The following is a 15,665-nucleotide window of genomic DNA, read 5'->3' on the forward strand; positions in this document are numbered from 1 at the left end:
GTAATCCCATCAGAGAAACATTGCATATGCGAAATGATGTCGAGATGCAACATTTTCCCAAGGTACTCCCGAGCCTCGGCTGCCAGGGGTAATTCGAACCCTGACTTCGCGCTAGTCACAAGCCCATTCCAAGGGGGTTGTATTGTCAGATCGTGACCTGACTAAGCCAATGACCCAGGCGGATTTCGGTTCGCTGGTCGGCATCAGCCAGCAGGCGGTCGGCAACTTGGTCGGTCGCGGAGTGCTGGATACCGGCGCGCCCGGCTTGCAGGTGCTGCACGCGTACTGCTCGCACCTGCGTGAGCAGGCCGCCGGCCGTGCTGCGAGTGGCGACCTTGACCTTGCGGCCGAGCGGGCAGGCCTGGCGCGTGAGCAGAAGATCCGCGTGGCGCTGCAAAACGCGGTGACGCAAAAGCAGCTGATGCCTGTGGCGCTGCTGGAAGAAATCTTGGCCAAGGCTGGCGCTCGTGTCGCCGGTATCTTCGACGCGATTCCTGGTGCTGTGCGCCGCCGCGTACCGGCGCTGCCGGCTGAAGAAATTACCGCTATTGGCGCTGAGATTGCGCGTGTTCGTAACATCGTCGCCGGCATGTCGCTGGCCGATCTGCGTGATGAAGAGACTGGCACCGAAGGGGATGATTTGCCTGAAGAGGAGATCGACCCTTGAGCAGCATGTACGAAGTCGTGAATTGGGAGTCGGAAGAGCTTGGCTCCACCTGGACACGCGGGCTGGGAGCCTTCGGCGTGCCTGCCCCGATGACGCTGGAGGAGTGGGCGCGCGCGCACTTCTACCTTTCCAAGGAATCATCTTACGTCGAGCAGGAGTGGCGGCCGTGGCCATTTCAGCGTGCGATCATGGCGTGCATCAGCAACGACGACATTCGCTTCATCGACTTCATGAAGTCCGCGCGGGTGGGCTACACCAAGATCCTGCTTGCGGCCATTGGCTACTTCGCTGAGCACAAGCGGCGTAACCAGGTGCTGTGGCAGCCCACCGATGGCGACAACGACGAGTTCGTCAAGACCGAGCTGGACACCATGCTGCGCGACGTCAAGGTGATGAATCGGGCGATGCCGGCGCATATGGCGCGTCACAAAGACAACACGCTGGCGCAGAAAAAATTTCTCGGCTGTCTGTTGCATACACGTGGCGGCACGGCCGCAAGGGCCTACCGCCGGATATCGGTCGACGTAGCCTTCCTGGATGAGCTGGACGCTTTCTTGCGCGACATCGAGAAGGAGGGCGCGCCGGACAAGCTGGCGGCGAAGCGGGTCGAGGGCGCCACCTTCCCCAAGATGGTCACAGGTTCAACGCCGAAGCTCTCCGGCTTCTCCTTGATCGAAGAACGCTACAACCAAGCCGACGACCGATTCAAGTATGCGATCCCTTGTCCCGGATGCGGCCAATATCATGCCCTGGCGTGGGGCAAAAAAGGGGACACCACTGGGTTCAAATGGATCGAAGGCGATTCATCTTCGGTGCGGCACCTGTGCCCGAATGATGAATGCGGGGTGCTGATCACGCAAGCCGAATATCTCGCCGTCGCCGAGCTGGGGCGGTGGCAAAACGCCGACGGCAGCATTACGATCGATGCGGCTGGCGTGTTCCGCAACGCAGCCGGCGCCATCATTCCACCGCTGCAGCATATCGCGTTTCATGTTTGGACTGCCTACAGCCCCGCTGCAACTTGGGCCGACCTGGTCGACGAGTTTCTGGAGGCGCACGAAAAGGCGCTGAGTGGCGACATTACCAAACTCAAAACCTTCCATAACACCACGCTGGGACTGCCCTGGGCGCTGGAAATGGAAAAGACTGACGCAGACCAGCTGAAGGACCGCGCCGAGCCGCACACGTTCGGCACTGTTCCGCGCGGCGGCCTACTGCTGCTGGCCGCCGGCGACACGCAGGATAATCGGATCGAGTACACCGTGCGCGCCTACGGCAGGGGCTGTGAGACTTGGCTGGTCGAGCACAAAATATTCTACGGCAACCCTGCCGAGGATCAGGTGTGGCAGGACGTGGCCGAATATCTGTTTGAGACGGAGTTCCCACACGCCGCCGGCACCAAGCTGAAAATCCACGCCAACTGCATCGACTCGCAGGGCCACAACACCCAGGCGGTCTACAGCTTTGTGCATGCCCACACCGACAAGAAGACCTATGCCATCCGTGGGCGCTCGGGCCGCGAGAAGCACATCAAAGACGGCGTGTCGCTGGTCGACATCGACTGGCGCGGCAAGACCCGAAAGCGCGGCCTGAAACTCTGGCAGGTTGGCACCAACCTCGCAAAGGATTTGATCTTCGGCCGCCTCAGTATCGAGCGACCAGGGCCGGGCTACATGCACTTCTCGAAAGACGCCACTGACGAATATTTCAAGCAGATGGCTGGCGAGGCGCGCGTCGAACGCGCCACCGCGCATGGTAAGGAATCGCGGTGGACTGCGATGCGCAAGCGTGTTGAGGCATGGGATTGTGCGACCTATCTCGTATGGCTGGAGACACACCTGGACCTGACGAAGAAGCCAGCGAAGTTCTGGGATCAGCTTGAATCCGAGGTGCAGCCGGCAATCGGTGACCTTTTCAATGCCCCGATGGTGATTTCGACACCAGCCAGCCAGCAGCCCGCATCGGAAGAGGTAAAACCAGTAGCGTCCCGGCCAGCGCCGGCACCGCGTGCACAGCAAGCTAGCAGTCCATTCGCATCGGACGAATGGGCCAGCAGGGGATTCAGATAATGCAAGAACAGCAATATGACATCGTGACCGCCATGATCGAGCAGGCGAGAGCATTGCTGGGCGCGGATGCGCTGCCGGATACCATGGCCAGCGAACTGGAGGCAAGGCTACGCCTGGAGTGGGGCGGCCAGGCAGTGTATGTAAAGAAGGTGGCGATCGACGTGGAAGCTCGGCGCCAGGCGATTCGCGCCCGTTACGACATGACCAATCGCCGCGAATTACAGGCGGAGTTCGGCATTAGCCGCGGCCAGTTCTACAAGGATTTGCGCAGCGCGGATGACGCAGCAGGTGTCTCATCTTTCCGTAGAAAGGAGACTCGGCACAGGGTAACTTCGGGCCTCGATACCTAGGAATGAACAATGACCCCAGCCGCCACAATGCTCGCCAAGTACATGACCGCAGAAGCTGCGATCCTTGAGGGAAAGGAAGTGCGCTTCGGGGACCGGACTCTCCGGATGGAAGATCTGGCTGAGGTGCGCGCCGGACGTCAGGAGTGGGAACAGCGCGTATCGGCCGAAAGTGCGCAAGCCGCAGGCCGCCCGACTTTTGCCGGCTTGGGCGTGTCGCACGCAAATTTCCGGGGTAACTGATGAATCCATCCACCCCGAAAGTGCAGACCAATTTTCTTGACCGCCTTATTTCTGCGGTTGCTCCCAACATGGGCCTTCGCCGACTGCATGCCCGGCACGTCTTAAATCAGTACGAGGCGGCAAAGCCATCGCGCCTGCGCAAGGGCGCGCGGGATAACCGGTCGCCAGATGCTCAAGTACAGCACGGCGCGGTGGCACTGCGCGGCCTGGCCCGTAATATGGAGCAAAACCACGATATTGCCCGTGGCGCCCTGCGCACGATGGTAAACAATGTGATTGGTCCTGGCGGGATTGGCATCGAGCCGCAGCCGCGCCGCCGCGACGGGACGATCCACGAAGAATATGCGCTGGCGTTGCGTGAGGGCTGGCGAGATTGGTGCATCAATCCGGAAGTCACCCACGTGCACCATTGGGCCAAGGTTCAGCGCCTGGTCTGCAACACTTGGTTCCGCGATGGCGAATGCTTCAGCCAGCGTCTCAAGGGTGCAGTTCCAGCGCTGGATCATGGGACTCGTGTCCCTTATTCGCTGGAGCTTATCGAACCCGACTTGATCCCCATGGATTACTTTGACGAGACCAAGGGCGTGCAGCAAGGAATCGAGCGCAACACCTGGGGCCGCGCCACCGGGTATTGGTGCTACAAGGCGTTCCCGGATGGGCTCAGCTGGTCGAAGCGCAACTACGACGTCAAACGAGTGCCGGCCGCAAATATGCATCACATCGCGTCTGTCGACCGCATTGGCCAGGTTCGGGGCGTGTCAATCTTCGCCAGCGTAATCACTCGGCTGGAAGATATCAAGGACTACGAAGAATCCGAGCGAATCGCCGCCAAGGTCGCTGCATCGCTGACGGCATACGTGAAGCGTGGTTCGCCTGAAATGTACGGTGAAACTTCCCTACCGGACTCGGTAGATGGCGCCACGCCGCAGATAGGCATGGCGCCAGGCATGATCATTCAAGGTCTGAAACCGGGCGAGGAAATCGGGATGATCGACTCCAACCGACCGAACCCGAATCTGATCACCTTCCGTAGTGGGCAGTTGCGCGCCGCTGTTGCGGGCATTGGCGCGAGTTATTCCAGCGTCGCGCGCGACTATAACGGCACATATTCCGCGCAGCGCCAGGAGCTGGTGGAGCAGTGGATTAATTACGCGGTACTCACCGACGATTTTGTTGGCCAGTACGTGCAGCCGGTGTGGCAGGACTTCGTCCAGATCGCCCACATCTCCGGCGTCATCAAGGCGCCGAAGGATGTGGATCCCGACACTATGGACGATGCACTTTTTGTGGGTCAGTCCATGCCCTGGATTGACCCACTGAAAGAAGCGCTCGCCTGGACCGCCCTCGTGCAGGCAGGCTTCGCGAGCGAAGTGGAGGTCATGCGCAAGCGCGGCGCAAACCCGCGCGATGTGCTGGAGCAAATTAATGCTCATCGCCAGACCACCGGGAAGATGGGGCTGTACTTCTCGTCCGACTTTGCTAATGTGATGAAGCAGCCTCAGGCGGCCATAAATCCCGATCAGGATCAAAAAGACCAGTAAGAAAGGATCAACCATGGTTCACCCAGTTGTTGGTAATTCAGCCGCCGGCGTTCCGCACCCAGAAGACCCGACGCTTAAAATTCCTCTGGTGTCAGTCGTCGGAAGCAATGGACAGGCTGCCAGCTCGAACGTCGTCGTCGACTCTACAGGCAAGTTCAGCTTCGATCTCAACTCGCTCGCCAGCGCGCCGACCTACAATACCGACGGCAAGATCACGACCTTGACCTATGGCCCCGACGCCAACGGCCGCTCGATCCGCCAAACAACCACCTGGCAAGACGACAAATGGATGGGTGATAGCCCCTGGGTGCTCGTGCCATGATTACATTTCCAGAATTCTCCAAGCTGATCGACAAAGCGGGCATTCCGCGCGGCGCGGCGGCGGCGCGGTCAGCAGATCGCACGTCGGGCAGAGATCTGCGTGCCGATGTCGTAATTTATGGCGCGACCTTCGCAGGCATTATGGCTGCGTGCACGGCTGCTTCGTTCGGCGTCTCCGTTCTGTTAATCTCAGAAAACGGCCGGATCGGTGGGATGATGACCGGCGGGCTGGCCCGCGTGGATTATCGCGGATTCAATCCGCGCACCTGCATGAACGTGATGACGATCGAATTTTTCCGCCGCTGCTCGGCCGTCTACGGAATCAGCCTCGGTCAGTTCGGCATGGATGCGATCAGCCCTTTTGCAGTCGAGCCGAAGGTGGCGCTGGCCGTGCTGCGGGACATGTTGAACGAATACCAAGTGCCCCTGCTGAACAACTACCGCGTCACCAACGTGAACAAGCAGGCCGGCGACATCCGCTATCTGGACCTTGTGCATCGCCTCGATGCGACGCGCACGAAGCGCGTGTTTGGCCGGATGTTCGGCGAAGGCAGCTACTCGTCCAACTTACTCATCCGCGCGGGCATCAGCTACACGTATGGCAGGGAGGCCAACGCCACCTACGGCGAAACCTATAACGGCGTGCAACCAGCTTTTGCTCATACTGGCAATCCAAGCCCGTATGTCATCGCCGGCAACGCCGCGTCCGGCCTGCTGCCGTATATCGATCCGGTTGCACTGGAGGCGCCAGGCACCGCAGATAATCGATTGCAAGCATTCTGCTATCGGTTGGTGATGACCAACGATGCATCGAATCGTCGGCCCGTGCCGGAGCCGGCGATCTACAATCCTTTGCTTTATGAGGTGTTAGGCCGGTCAATGGCAGCCAATCCGGTCGCCTACGATTCGCTGGACAAGATGTTCTTCCGATCGCCGATCGGCCTGGGTGGAGCTGCAAAGGAAGACTGGAACAGCAACGGCTCGTACTCCACTGACTTCGCTGGCGGCAATTTCGGCTATGTCACTACCGATTACGCAGCGCAGGACCAGATCGTCACCAACCACACTAACTACACGCTGGGCCTGTTCAAATTCCTGCGGGAAGATTCCCGCGTGCCGGCCGCATTAAAAACTGCCCTTGCGAGCTGGGGATTCTGCGCTGATGAGTTTGTGGATGACGGCACGGCGGGGCTGTCTCCTGAATTGTACGTGCGCGAATCGGCCAGAATGATTGGCGACTATGCGATGACCGAAGCCAACTACAACAAGGCGGTGGTGCCGGCTTTCCCAGTGGTGAACGCCAATTACGCGATGGATTCGCATTTGTGCAGCCGCAGAAATGTGGGGGGCATCGTACGATCCGAAGGGGGGCTGTCTTCGGTCAATGTGCCTGTCGGGTACTACGGCATGGAATACCGCTGCATGCTCCCGAAGGCGAACGAATGCGGAAATTACACCAACTTCTGCAACGGCATTAGTGTGTCGCACACGCTGTTCGGCTCGGCCCGAATGGAGGTTACGTTCGGCTCGCTTGGCGAGGCCGCAGCTGCTGCGATGGTGATGGCGATCAAAGGGAAGGTCCGGCTGCACGACATCAGTCCGGCCGACATTCAAGCGGTGGCGCGACCATACTTGGTGAATCCGGCACGCGTGCTCACGCTGATCAATGGCGCTCCGAATTCTGGTGCCACCAATGCGTTCGGCAAGGTCACCACATCTGCTATAGCTGGGTGGAACAACGGCGCTGCACAGATCTGGCCGCCAGAGTTCTATGATGTTGGCCTTTGGAACGAGGCGAACGGCAATAAAGGCGGCCGTTACGTTCAGTTTCATCCCGCGTTCGCAGCTACAGGCCGTTACCGCATTTTGTTGAACGCTCCTGGCGCAATCAACGCCATGCGTAAGTGCAAGATCGATATTCAGCATGCAGACGGCACGACCAGCTTCTACATCGACCACAAATTTGGTGAGTGGCACTTTAGGGATTTGGGTGTCTGGCGCTTCCTGAATGACGGTACATGCTTCATCAAAGTGACCAACGCCGGCGATCCAGCTGATGCCGGATCAGAGGTTGGACTGCTGAGCGTGGATGGCTTGGCCTGGCACCCTGTCCCGTAACCCGATCAAACAAGGAGAGAAATAGCATGACCACCTATCGCAAGAAACCCATCGAAGTCGAAGCTATCACCTATTCCGAGCTGCTAGCCCTAGGCGGGAAGAAAGCGGAATTCGTCTACGGCGGCTGCCAGGTTTTGCGGGAAAAATCCGTAGACCCTGACCGGCCCGCGTTCATCATGTTGACACCCACCGGGAATCGAACCGCCAACCCAGGGGACATGGTAATCACCGGCGTCGACGGCGATGTTTACGGCATTTCGGTGGCCGCGTTCGAAGCCACGCACGAGCCCACTTAATGTGTTGGGGAGTCTCCCTTTTACGTAGAAAAGAGACTCCCCAAAGCCGAAACTGTGCGTATCCAATAAGGAACGCACATGCCTGCACCTACCGCACAAACGAACGAACCTGCAAAGTGGTACACGATCCGCGCCTCGGCTAAAACGGTCGCCGGCGCGGTTCAGGCCGCGTCGAACGCCGAGATCCTGATCTACGGCGATATCGGTGAGAGCTGGTACGACGACACGATCGCTGCAAAAGACTTTGTTCGCGAAATTGCTGCGCTCGACGTTGATGCAATCACGGTGCGGATCAATAGCTTCGGCGGCTCCGTCACCGACGGCATCGCGATCTTCAATGCCCTTAAACGCCACAAGGCGCAAGTCACCACGGTTGTGGACGCGATCGCAGCGTCTGTTGCCAGTCTCATCGCCATGTCCGGCGACACGATTGAAATGGCTGAAAACGCGTTGCTGATGATCCACGCACCCTGGATGCAATGGGTGTCGGGCAACGCCGTCACCCTGCGTGAGCGTGCCGACATGCTCGACACCTATTCGGATGCCATGGCCACCAGCTACGCTTCGCGCTCGCAGGATAAAGCCGGCGCCCTGGCGCTGCTGCAAGACGGCAAAGATCACTGGTACACGGCGGAGGAGGCGCTGGAGGCGAAGTTCATCGACCAGATCGTTGCCAGCTTGCCCGCCGCCGCATCGGCTCACATCAAGCATTCCATTCAGGCGCGTTACGCCTCGTTCCCCAATGGCACGACTCCGACCGCGCCACCCGTAGCAATTTTACCTACCCCTCCAAAGGAGAAAACGACCATGCCAACCCCAGCTCCAGCGGCAGCAGCTGCTCCAGCCGATGATGCCGTTCTGGCCGCAGCACGCGATACCGCCGTTGCTGCCGCGCTGGCGGCGGACAAGACGCGTCGCACCGATATCAGTGCGGCATTCGCCAAGTTTTCGAGCCATGAAGGCATGGCACCGATTTTGGCGGCCTGCCTGGAAGACCAGACCTGCACCGTCGATCATGCCAACGCCAAGATCGTCGCGCAGCTGGGCAAGGATTCCACACCCGTCGCAGCGGGCCGCATCATCACCCTGGAAGACTCGCGCGACAAATTCCGCGCTGGCGCCGAAGCGGCACTGCTGGCTAAGGCCAAGCTCGGCAAGGATGACACCGCCAACAACTTCCGCAGTTTTGGCCTGATGGATCTGGCGCGCGAGTGCCTGGCGCACGCCGGTGTCAACGCGCGCGGCATGGACAAAATGGCGCTGGTCGCGGCGGCATTTACCCATACCGGCAGCGACTTCCCGCTGCTGCTGCAGAATGTCGCCGACAAGGCCATGCTGAAAGGCTACGAAGAAGCTGATGAAACCTTCCAAAAATGGACCTCCAAGGGCGTGCTGGGTGACTTCAAGCCCGGAAAGCGTGTCGATCTGAACTCGTTCCCTACGCTGGGCAAGGTCCAGGATGGCGGCGAGTACAGCTACGCGACGATTGGCGAGCGGGGTGAAACCGTGCAGCTGGCCACGTACGGCAAGCTGTTCTCCATCACCCGGCAGACCATCATCAACGATGACCTGGACGCCTTCTCGAAAATTCCCCGCCGCATGGGCCGCGCAGCAATTCGTACCATCGGCGACCTGGTCTACGCCATCCTGACCAGCAACCAAGTTATGCGCGACAACGTTGCGCTGTTCCATGCCACCCACAAAAACCTGATGACCGGTTCGGGCATCAGCACCGGCTCGGTAGATGCAATGCGCGTCCTGATGGGCAAACAGACCGACGGCAACGCGGTGCTGAACATCCGCCTCGCGCAGCTGCTGGTACCACTGGCTCTGGAAGGCACCGCCAGTGTGGTGCGCGACAGCGAATACGAAGTGGGCGCCGCAACCAAGAACAACACCACACCGAACTTCGTGCGCGGCACGTTTGAAGTCATCTCCGACGCACGCCTGGACGCTGTTTCGTCCACCGGCTGGTACGGCACCGCCAACTCCGGCGTCACCGACACCGTCGAGGTGAGCTACCTGGATGGCGTGGAAGCGCCGACGCTGGAGCAGAAAACCGGCTGGAACGTCGATGGCGTCGAATTCAAAGTGCGCATGGATGCCGGCGTAGCACCGCTGGACTTCCGGACGATGGTCTCCAACCCAGGCGCGTAAGTATCGCATCAAGGCGGCGCGCGCCTGTGCGCCGCCATAACCCTCATAGGAGCCATTCATGGCAAAGAACTACGTTCAAGAAGGCGACGAACTGAACTACACCGCTGGCGGTACGGCGGTCGCTGGTGGCGCAGTCGTACTGATCGGCGCCCGCATCGGCATTGTCCTGGGCGACATCGCGGCAAACGCTACTGGCGTTGTCTCTGTCACCGGCGTCTGGCAAGTCGCGAAGCTGGCAACCGACGTTGTGGCGCTGGGCGTTGACCTGTATTGGGATGCTGCCAACAGCCGCCTGACCACGACCGCCAGTGGCAATGCCAAAGCGGGCTACGCATTTACTGCGGCCGGCAACGGCGTGACCACCGTCAACATCAAGATCAACGCTTAACCATGTTCGACGCCCTCGAAGCTCGGGTCAACCAGGCCGCCATGAAGAAGCTGGCGAACGCGCTGGCAGTGATTGGCGATGCCGTGGATGTGCCCGTTATCTTCGACGCCGAGTACAAGGTGGGCGCGGTTGGCGTGGTCGGCATGGGCGCGTCGGCGCCGCAGCTGGTGATTGCTGATGCAGATGTGCCGGCCGATTTTCTCGACATGCAGATCACGGTAAATGGCGTCGATTGGGTAGTTGCTGACCGCCACCCGGATTTCACGAAGATCGCCGGCCTGAGCACGGTCATCCTGGAGAAGCGATGACTACCGCTCACCGATTGATCTTGAAAGCGGTTTCCTCCGTACTGCTGGCCGCTGACGTGGCCGACGGCAAGGTGTACACGTCGCGCGTGCGCTCAATCAGCGCTGAGACGCCACACGCGGTGGTGGTACGCCTCGGGCGAAGCATGTCCAGTCTGTCGTCGGTGAAGGGCGGACCGACTGGCTGGATGACACTGGTGCAGATCGAGTCGTATGGCCGCATGACCAACGGCGAGCCAGACGAAGCATCTGACGCGATTGTCGAGGCGGTGTTTGCCGCGATGGCGGCATCGCCGACGCTCGGTAACTTGGCCACTGCGGTCGAGCCATACCCCGATGACACGCTGTCCTGGGATCTGGACGTGCTGGACGAAAAGCTGGCATGCATCACCGCGAAGTTTGTCGTTTCGCACACAACAAAAGGAAGGACTTTGACGCAATGAGCAAATCGACCCCCGCAGTAGTCGCGGCATCCAAAGAGGTGCTGGCCGATGTAAAGCCCGCAGTTAAGCCCGCCGAGCCGGTGCGCGGCGGCAGTTTCGTGCGCGACCTGGAAACGGGCGCGCTGGTGGAAAAGGTTACGCCCTCCGCCGATCAACCAACCCAGGAGTAAGCGATGAGCCGCATTATCCGTAACGCCGCCATTTTGGCTAAGCTCGAAACTGTCTATGCGCAGGACGCTCTGCCATCCGGCGCCGCCAACGCGCTGCTGGTCAGCAACCAGTCGGTCAACCCACTGAATGCCCAGAATGTGGACCGCAACATCATCCGCGCGTATCTGGGCAATTCCGAGCAGCTGGTTGGCACCAATTATAAGGAAGTGGGCTTCGATATCGAGCTGGTCGGCTCTGGCGAGCGCGGCGTCGCACCGCTGTGGGGGCCGCTGATCCGCGCGTGCGGCTTCGCCGAAGTCGTCACCGTCGACACGCGGGTGGACTACACGCCGATTTCGACGGGGTATGAATCTCTGACCATCTACTACTTTGACGACGGCGTACTGCACAAGCTGGTCGGTGCGCGTGGGACCGCGAGCGTCAAGATGAGCGTGGGCGAGAAGCCTACGCTGACGTTCAAGTTCGTCGGCAAGGATGGCGGCGACGTGGTGCAGGCGCTGCCAACCACCGATCTCGAAGAATGGCGCATTCCGCAGGTGGTCATGGACGCAGTCTCCGGCGACCTGACGTTCGGCGCCACGCACACCGCCACCGGCGTACCGGCGCTGACCGGCGGCGTGCCGTACCCAAGCGAAGGCCTGACGCTGGACTTCGGCATCGCCACGCCATTCAACGCGCTGCTGGGCGGCGAGACCGTACCGATCACTGAGCGCAAGGTCACGGGCGCTATCAAGCTGGACCTGACTGCTGCGCAGGAAATCGCATTCCTGAACGGTGTGAAGGCGACTGAGCTTACGACCATCGGCCTGCAGCACGGCACCGTCCAGGGCGACAAGACTCTGGTGTTCCTGCCTTCGGTGCAGCGCGTCGAGCCGACCAAGGAAGAAAAGAACGGCATGCGCATGCTCGGCTACAAGCTGAACGTGAACCCGAAAAACGGTAACGATGAGGTTCGCCTCGTTACTAGCTTCTAACCCTGCAAACCTCCATACCCAGAAAGAAACCAATGAGCAAATATAAAGTTGTCGTGAGCAACACCACCATCGTCAACATCGCGACCACGCTGAAAGATGAGGGCGGCCGCAATAATCAGTACAAGTTTGATCTGATCTGCACCCGTATGGGTGCCGACGATCTGAAGCAACGCCTGGATAACGGCGAAACGACCAAGGAAATCATGCGGAGCGTCACCACGAACTGGCGCGGCCAGCGCCTGGTGCTGGAGTCGGACGATAAACCTGCCGAGTTCTCGGATGAGGCATTCGAAGCGATGTTGGACATCCCGCACCTGGCGACCGTTCTGTTTAACAGCTACTACACGCAGCAGGGCGCCGCAGCAAAAAACTAGAGAGCCTCGCCCGGCTATCTGCCCTCGGACTCTTCTATTCGGAGGACGAAGAGTGCAGCCGGGTGAGCGCGATCGAGGAGTCCGCCGCTGCGCTCGGACTCATCCCGGTCTGGGAAGAGTCAGAGATCGCACCTCCCGAGGTCTATCTCTGGCCAGAGAATGAAGAGCTGTGGGGGTTGTTTCAAGCGTGCCGAACTCAGTGGAACATTGGCATGGCCGGCCCAACCGGCCTGTCGTACCAAGGGGTCGAAATCGTGCTTCGCGTCCATGGCATAAAGCCTAAGCGTCAGCGTGATGTGTTTTCGAAAATACAAGTGATGGAACGAGCAATGCTGAGCGCCTGGAGCGAGAAGAAAAATGGCTGAAACCCGCGTCGTCATCACTGCTGAGGCCAACCAGGCGATTCAGGAATTCAACCGCCTTCGGGATCAGGCGCGCCAGTCCCTCAACCAAATGGGACAGGGGGCGACCCAGCTCAACAATCTGGGTATGTCCGCCGCCCAGACGGCTGCGGTGCTGCGCCAGGTGCCAGCGCAATTCACTGACATCGTGGTCAGCTTGCAGGCTGGTCAAAATCCCTTTACTGTTTTTCTTCAACAGGGCGGCCAGCTGCGAGATATGTTCGGCAGCAGCGGTGCCGCTGCCCGTGCGCTGGGCGGGTACATCCTCAGTCTGATCAATCCGTACACGCTCCTCGCCGCAGCTGCGGCGGCCGTCGCCCTCGCATACTATCAAGGTAGCAAGGAGGCGGACGCTTACACTCGCGCTATCACGATGTCAGGCAACGCCGCCGGGGTCAGCAAAGACCAATTGGCAGGCATGGCGCGCGAGATCCGAAAAGGTGGCGATACCCAAGCCGCTGGCGCAGCAGCGCTGGCCGCATTGGTCGACACCGGCCGTGTTGGCCGCGAGAACCTGCAAGCCTTCGCCACCACGGCAATCAAGTCAGAAAAGTCGATCGGCATTGCCGTCGCCGATACAGTCAAGAATTTTGCGGATCTGGGCAAGTCACCCGTAGAGGCAAGCCTACGCCTCAACGAGCGCTACAACTATCTGACCGCGTCGGTCTATGATCAGATCCGCGCGCTGGAGCGGAAGGGCGAAATTGATGCTGCCGGCGAGGTGGCGCAACAAGCATATTCTGCCGCAATGAATGGGCGCAGCGACTCGCTGAAAGAGAACCTCGGCACGTTGGAAGCAGCTTGGTCCGGAGTGAAGAAGGCTGCTGCCTGGGCATGGGATTCCATGCTGGATATTGGCAGGGAAGACACGCTCGACCAGAAGATCGAAGCGGTTAAGAAGAAAATCAATAACATTAAGCTGGAGCAGATGTCGTTCGTTGGCAGCAGCAGGGAAAATCGCGCCGAATCCGACGTGCGCAAAGCTGCCTTACAGCAGGAGCTGGATGGCCTGCAAAAGAAGAAACAAGCTGACAGGGAGTCCAGTGAGAACGCGGCCAAGGCCGTTGCGCTGGAGCAGGCCAAGATCAAATGGTCGCAGGATGGGGAAAAATTCCTTACCCGCCGCCAACAGCTGGAAAACGCGATTGCCAAGGCTCAGGCGGAAGGCGCCGCCGCTGGCAAGAGCGAGCAGGAAATCCGTGAGCGAGTCGCTCAGGTCGAGAAAAGCTTCAGCGATATCGCCAACGATTCGATCAACGCGCAAATCGAAGCGATCAAGCGCCGTGGTAATGTCGAAGACGTCATTACACGCCGCTCCATGGATTTGCTGGTTTCGAAGCACAATGTTGGCCTGGTCAATGAACAGGACTTTATCGCTCAGGTGACCCAGATGGATCTGGCAGCGTTTGATAAAGCAAAGACCCGCGTCCAAGAAGAGCTGGCGCTCACCGCAAAAAAGCAGAACAGCGAGAAGGATCAGGCGGCACTACGCGGCCAACTCGCGGAACTCGACGCCCAGCGCGCTAGCCGCAAGCTTCAAGGTGAAAACCAGCTTTACGAGCTCGAAGTTCGAGCATCGCGACTGGCCGCAGATAACTTTGCCAGCGTGGTCGAAAAGCAGGACGACGCCGCACGCCAACTCGCAGATCAAGTCACTGCGCAGCGCGATGCCAACGATCAAATCGGGTTGACCAAGGAAGGCCTTGTTCAGCTGACTGCCATGCGTCTGCGCGACCGCGCCGCCTTGGCCGACCAGAATGCGACACAGGCTGAGAGCGCCGACTTCAGTGGCCGGCTTGCTGAGACTTACCGGCGACAGGCCCAGAGCCTGCGCGAACTTGCTGATGCACAGGTCTCTGGTGCGGGCAAGAGCGCTATTGCGGACAAGTTCAGCGCAAAGGACCTGGAAGATTTCCTCGATCCGTCGAAAGCGAAGACCTTCGGCGAATCTCTAAAGGATGCATTTGGCGGCGCCGGTGATGCCCTCACGAAGCTGCGTGCGTCCCTGCAAGACTACGGTATAGCTCAGACCACCATCGAGCGCGCCCGCGCCGCTGCCGCTGTGGCATACGCGAACGACTCAACGAAGCTGGCCTCTGCGAATATCGTCATCTCGCGCAAGGAAGCGCAAGCCCGCGCTGGTGCCTACGGTGATATGGCCGGCGCCGCAAAAGGTTTCTTCCATCAGCACACCGCCGGCTATAAGGTGCTTGAGGCTACCGAAAAAGCATTCCGCCTATTCGAACTGGCGATGGCAGCTGAATCGATGGTGAAGAAGATATTCTTCAAGGAAGGGGAGGTTGCAGCCAACGTTGCGCTCAACGCCACCAAGCTTTCCGGTGAAGCGGCGACTACGGGCGCGTCGGTCACCTTGGCGGGAACCGAAGCAAGCGCCTGGGGCATTACCGCCGTGGTGAAGGCGATGGCGTCGTTACCATTCCCGCTCAATCTTGCCGCTGGCGCGGCCACGCTCGCGGCAGTGCTGGCGATCGGTGCGAAAGTTCTGGGCGGCGGAGGAGGCGGTGGTATCGATATCGCGAAGCAACGCCAGGAAACTCAAGGTACAGGCAGCGTTCTAGGCGCGGAGTCAGCTAAGTCGGAATCGATCGGTCGCTCGATTGAAAACCTGGAGAAATATGCTGATATAGAGCTAAGCCATACGCGCGATATGCTATCCGCGCTGGTCAAGATCCGTGACACGATTGGCGTTGTCGCGGCTATGGCTACTCAAACTTCCGGCTTGCGCGCTACCGCGTTGGACGAGAAAAAGTATGGGGTTGGCAGTTCCTCCGGCGTTCTTGGCATCGGCGCAAGCAGCACCACCATCCAGGACTCGGGTATCAAGCTGAA

17 protein-coding genes are annotated in these 15,665 nt (G+C 59.7%); all 17 read left to right on the top strand.

All coding sequences use genetic code 11. From position 1 onward, the window contains the following. The first annotated feature begins 169 nt into the window (after positions 1–169). Positions 170–667 (top strand): terminase small subunit, encoded by a 498-nt coding sequence (locus tag BLS51_RS27170; RefSeq protein ID WP_090191616.1) that lies wholly within the window; start codon positions 170–172, stop codon positions 665–667. A gap of 5 nt (positions 668–672) precedes the next feature. Next, the gene (locus tag BLS51_RS27175; protein ID WP_090191932.1) at positions 673–2,736 is read left to right on the top strand and encodes a phage terminase large subunit family protein; all 2,064 of its coding nucleotides are present in this window, start codon (positions 673–675) and stop codon (positions 2,734–2,736) included. Then, positions 2,736–3,086 carry a Mor transcription activator family protein gene (locus tag BLS51_RS27180; protein WP_175472704.1) on the top strand — a complete coding sequence of 117 codons (351 nt, stop codon included), beginning with the start codon at positions 2,736–2,738 and terminating at the stop codon, positions 3,084–3,086. The genes BLS51_RS27175 and BLS51_RS27180 overlap by 1 nt, the downstream gene beginning before the upstream one ends. Positions 3,087–3,095: 9 nt before the next feature. After that, positions 3,096–3,326, top strand: coding sequence for a hypothetical protein (locus BLS51_RS27185; RefSeq protein WP_090191612.1), 231 nt, complete (start codon positions 3,096–3,098; stop codon positions 3,324–3,326). Then, positions 3,326–4,867 carry a phage portal protein gene (locus BLS51_RS27190; protein WP_090191610.1) on the top strand — a complete coding sequence of 514 codons (1,542 nt, stop codon included), beginning with the start codon at positions 3,326–3,328 and terminating at the stop codon, positions 4,865–4,867. Before BLS51_RS27185 ends, BLS51_RS27190 begins: the two co-directional genes overlap by 1 nt. A gap of 13 nt (positions 4,868–4,880) precedes the next feature. Then, entirely contained in the window at positions 4,881–5,189 is a 309-nt protein-coding gene (locus BLS51_RS27195) for a hypothetical protein (RefSeq protein ID WP_139168805.1), read from the top strand. Beyond that, on the top strand, positions 5,186–7,306 hold the full coding sequence (locus BLS51_RS27200) for an FAD-dependent oxidoreductase (RefSeq protein WP_090191606.1): 2,121 nt from the start codon (positions 5,186–5,188) through the stop codon (positions 7,304–7,306). The genes BLS51_RS27195 and BLS51_RS27200 overlap by 4 nt, the downstream gene beginning before the upstream one ends. A gap of 26 nt (positions 7,307–7,332) precedes the next feature. Beyond that, a complete protein-coding gene (locus BLS51_RS27205) occupies positions 7,333–7,602 on the top strand; it encodes a hypothetical protein (protein ID WP_090191604.1) in 270 nt (89 codons plus the stop codon). Positions 7,603–7,680: 78 nt separating this feature from the next. After that, a complete protein-coding gene (locus BLS51_RS27210; protein ID WP_090191602.1) occupies positions 7,681–9,759 on the top strand; it encodes a ClpP-like prohead protease/major capsid protein fusion protein in 2,079 nt (692 codons plus the stop codon). 58 nt (positions 9,760–9,817) lie between these two features. Further along, entirely contained in the window at positions 9,818–10,147 is a 330-nt protein-coding gene (locus tag BLS51_RS27215) for a DUF2190 family protein (protein ID WP_090191600.1), read from the top strand. Between the two features lie 2 nt (positions 10,148–10,149). Further along, positions 10,150–10,455 (top strand): head-tail joining protein, encoded by a 306-nt coding sequence (locus BLS51_RS27220; RefSeq protein ID WP_090191598.1) that lies wholly within the window; start codon positions 10,150–10,152, stop codon positions 10,453–10,455. Next, the gene (locus BLS51_RS27225; RefSeq protein WP_139168806.1) at positions 10,452–10,895 is read left to right on the top strand and encodes a hypothetical protein; all 444 of its coding nucleotides are present in this window, start codon (positions 10,452–10,454) and stop codon (positions 10,893–10,895) included. Before BLS51_RS27220 ends, BLS51_RS27225 begins: the two co-directional genes overlap by 4 nt. Then, positions 10,892–11,065: a hypothetical protein gene (locus BLS51_RS29875; protein ID WP_175472705.1), complete on the top strand. Its 174-nt coding sequence runs from the start codon at positions 10,892–10,894 to the stop codon at positions 11,063–11,065. Before BLS51_RS27225 ends, BLS51_RS29875 begins: the two co-directional genes overlap by 4 nt. Positions 11,066–11,068: 3 nt before the next feature. Further along, entirely contained in the window at positions 11,069–12,040 is a 972-nt protein-coding gene (locus tag BLS51_RS27230) for a phage tail tube protein (RefSeq protein WP_090191592.1), read from the top strand. Between the two features lie 32 nt (positions 12,041–12,072). Further along, entirely contained in the window at positions 12,073–12,414 is a 342-nt protein-coding gene (locus BLS51_RS27235; RefSeq protein ID WP_090191590.1) for a hypothetical protein, read from the top strand. Between the two features lie 62 nt (positions 12,415–12,476). Then, positions 12,477–12,779, top strand: coding sequence for a DUF1799 domain-containing protein (locus BLS51_RS27240; RefSeq protein WP_090191587.1), 303 nt, complete (start codon positions 12,477–12,479; stop codon positions 12,777–12,779). Continuing rightward, on the top strand, positions 12,772–15,665 hold a 2,894-nt coding region (locus BLS51_RS27245), incomplete at its 3' end, for a phage tail length tape measure family protein (protein WP_175472706.1). The genes BLS51_RS27240 and BLS51_RS27245, both read left to right, overlap by 8 nt.

This window comes from Duganella sp. OV510, assembly GCF_900100205.1.
Classification (GTDB): domain Bacteria; phylum Pseudomonadota; class Gammaproteobacteria; order Burkholderiales; family Burkholderiaceae_D; genus Rugamonas.

Excerpts from the sequence above, each read along its gene's own strand:
- BLS51_RS27170 (WP_090191616.1), top strand. The coding sequence starts at position 170 with ATGACCCAGGCGGATTTCGGTTCGCTGGTCGGCATCAGCCAGCAGGCG.
- BLS51_RS27175 (WP_090191932.1), top strand. The coding sequence starts at position 673 with ATGTACGAAGTCGTGAATTGGGAGTCGGAAGAGCTTGGCTCCACCTGG.
- BLS51_RS27180 (WP_175472704.1), top strand. The coding sequence starts at position 2,736 with ATGCAAGAACAGCAATATGACATCGTGACCGCCATGATCGAGCAGGCG.
- BLS51_RS27185 (WP_090191612.1), top strand. The coding sequence starts at position 3,096 with ATGACCCCAGCCGCCACAATGCTCGCCAAGTACATGACCGCAGAAGCT.
- BLS51_RS27190 (WP_090191610.1), top strand. The coding sequence starts at position 3,326 with ATGAATCCATCCACCCCGAAAGTGCAGACCAATTTTCTTGACCGCCTT.
- BLS51_RS27195 (WP_139168805.1), top strand. The coding sequence starts at position 4,881 with ATGGTTCACCCAGTTGTTGGTAATTCAGCCGCCGGCGTTCCGCACCCA.
- BLS51_RS27200 (WP_090191606.1), top strand. The coding sequence starts at position 5,186 with ATGATTACATTTCCAGAATTCTCCAAGCTGATCGACAAAGCGGGCATT.
- BLS51_RS27205 (WP_090191604.1), top strand. The coding sequence starts at position 7,333 with ATGACCACCTATCGCAAGAAACCCATCGAAGTCGAAGCTATCACCTAT.
- BLS51_RS27210 (WP_090191602.1), top strand. The coding sequence starts at position 7,681 with ATGCCTGCACCTACCGCACAAACGAACGAACCTGCAAAGTGGTACACG.
- BLS51_RS27215 (WP_090191600.1), top strand. The coding sequence starts at position 9,818 with ATGGCAAAGAACTACGTTCAAGAAGGCGACGAACTGAACTACACCGCT.
- BLS51_RS27220 (WP_090191598.1), top strand. The coding sequence starts at position 10,150 with ATGTTCGACGCCCTCGAAGCTCGGGTCAACCAGGCCGCCATGAAGAAG.
- BLS51_RS27225 (WP_139168806.1), top strand. The coding sequence starts at position 10,452 with ATGACTACCGCTCACCGATTGATCTTGAAAGCGGTTTCCTCCGTACTG.
- BLS51_RS29875 (WP_175472705.1), top strand. The coding sequence starts at position 10,892 with ATGAGCAAATCGACCCCCGCAGTAGTCGCGGCATCCAAAGAGGTGCTG.
- BLS51_RS27230 (WP_090191592.1), top strand. The coding sequence starts at position 11,069 with ATGAGCCGCATTATCCGTAACGCCGCCATTTTGGCTAAGCTCGAAACT.
- BLS51_RS27235 (WP_090191590.1), top strand. The coding sequence starts at position 12,073 with ATGAGCAAATATAAAGTTGTCGTGAGCAACACCACCATCGTCAACATC.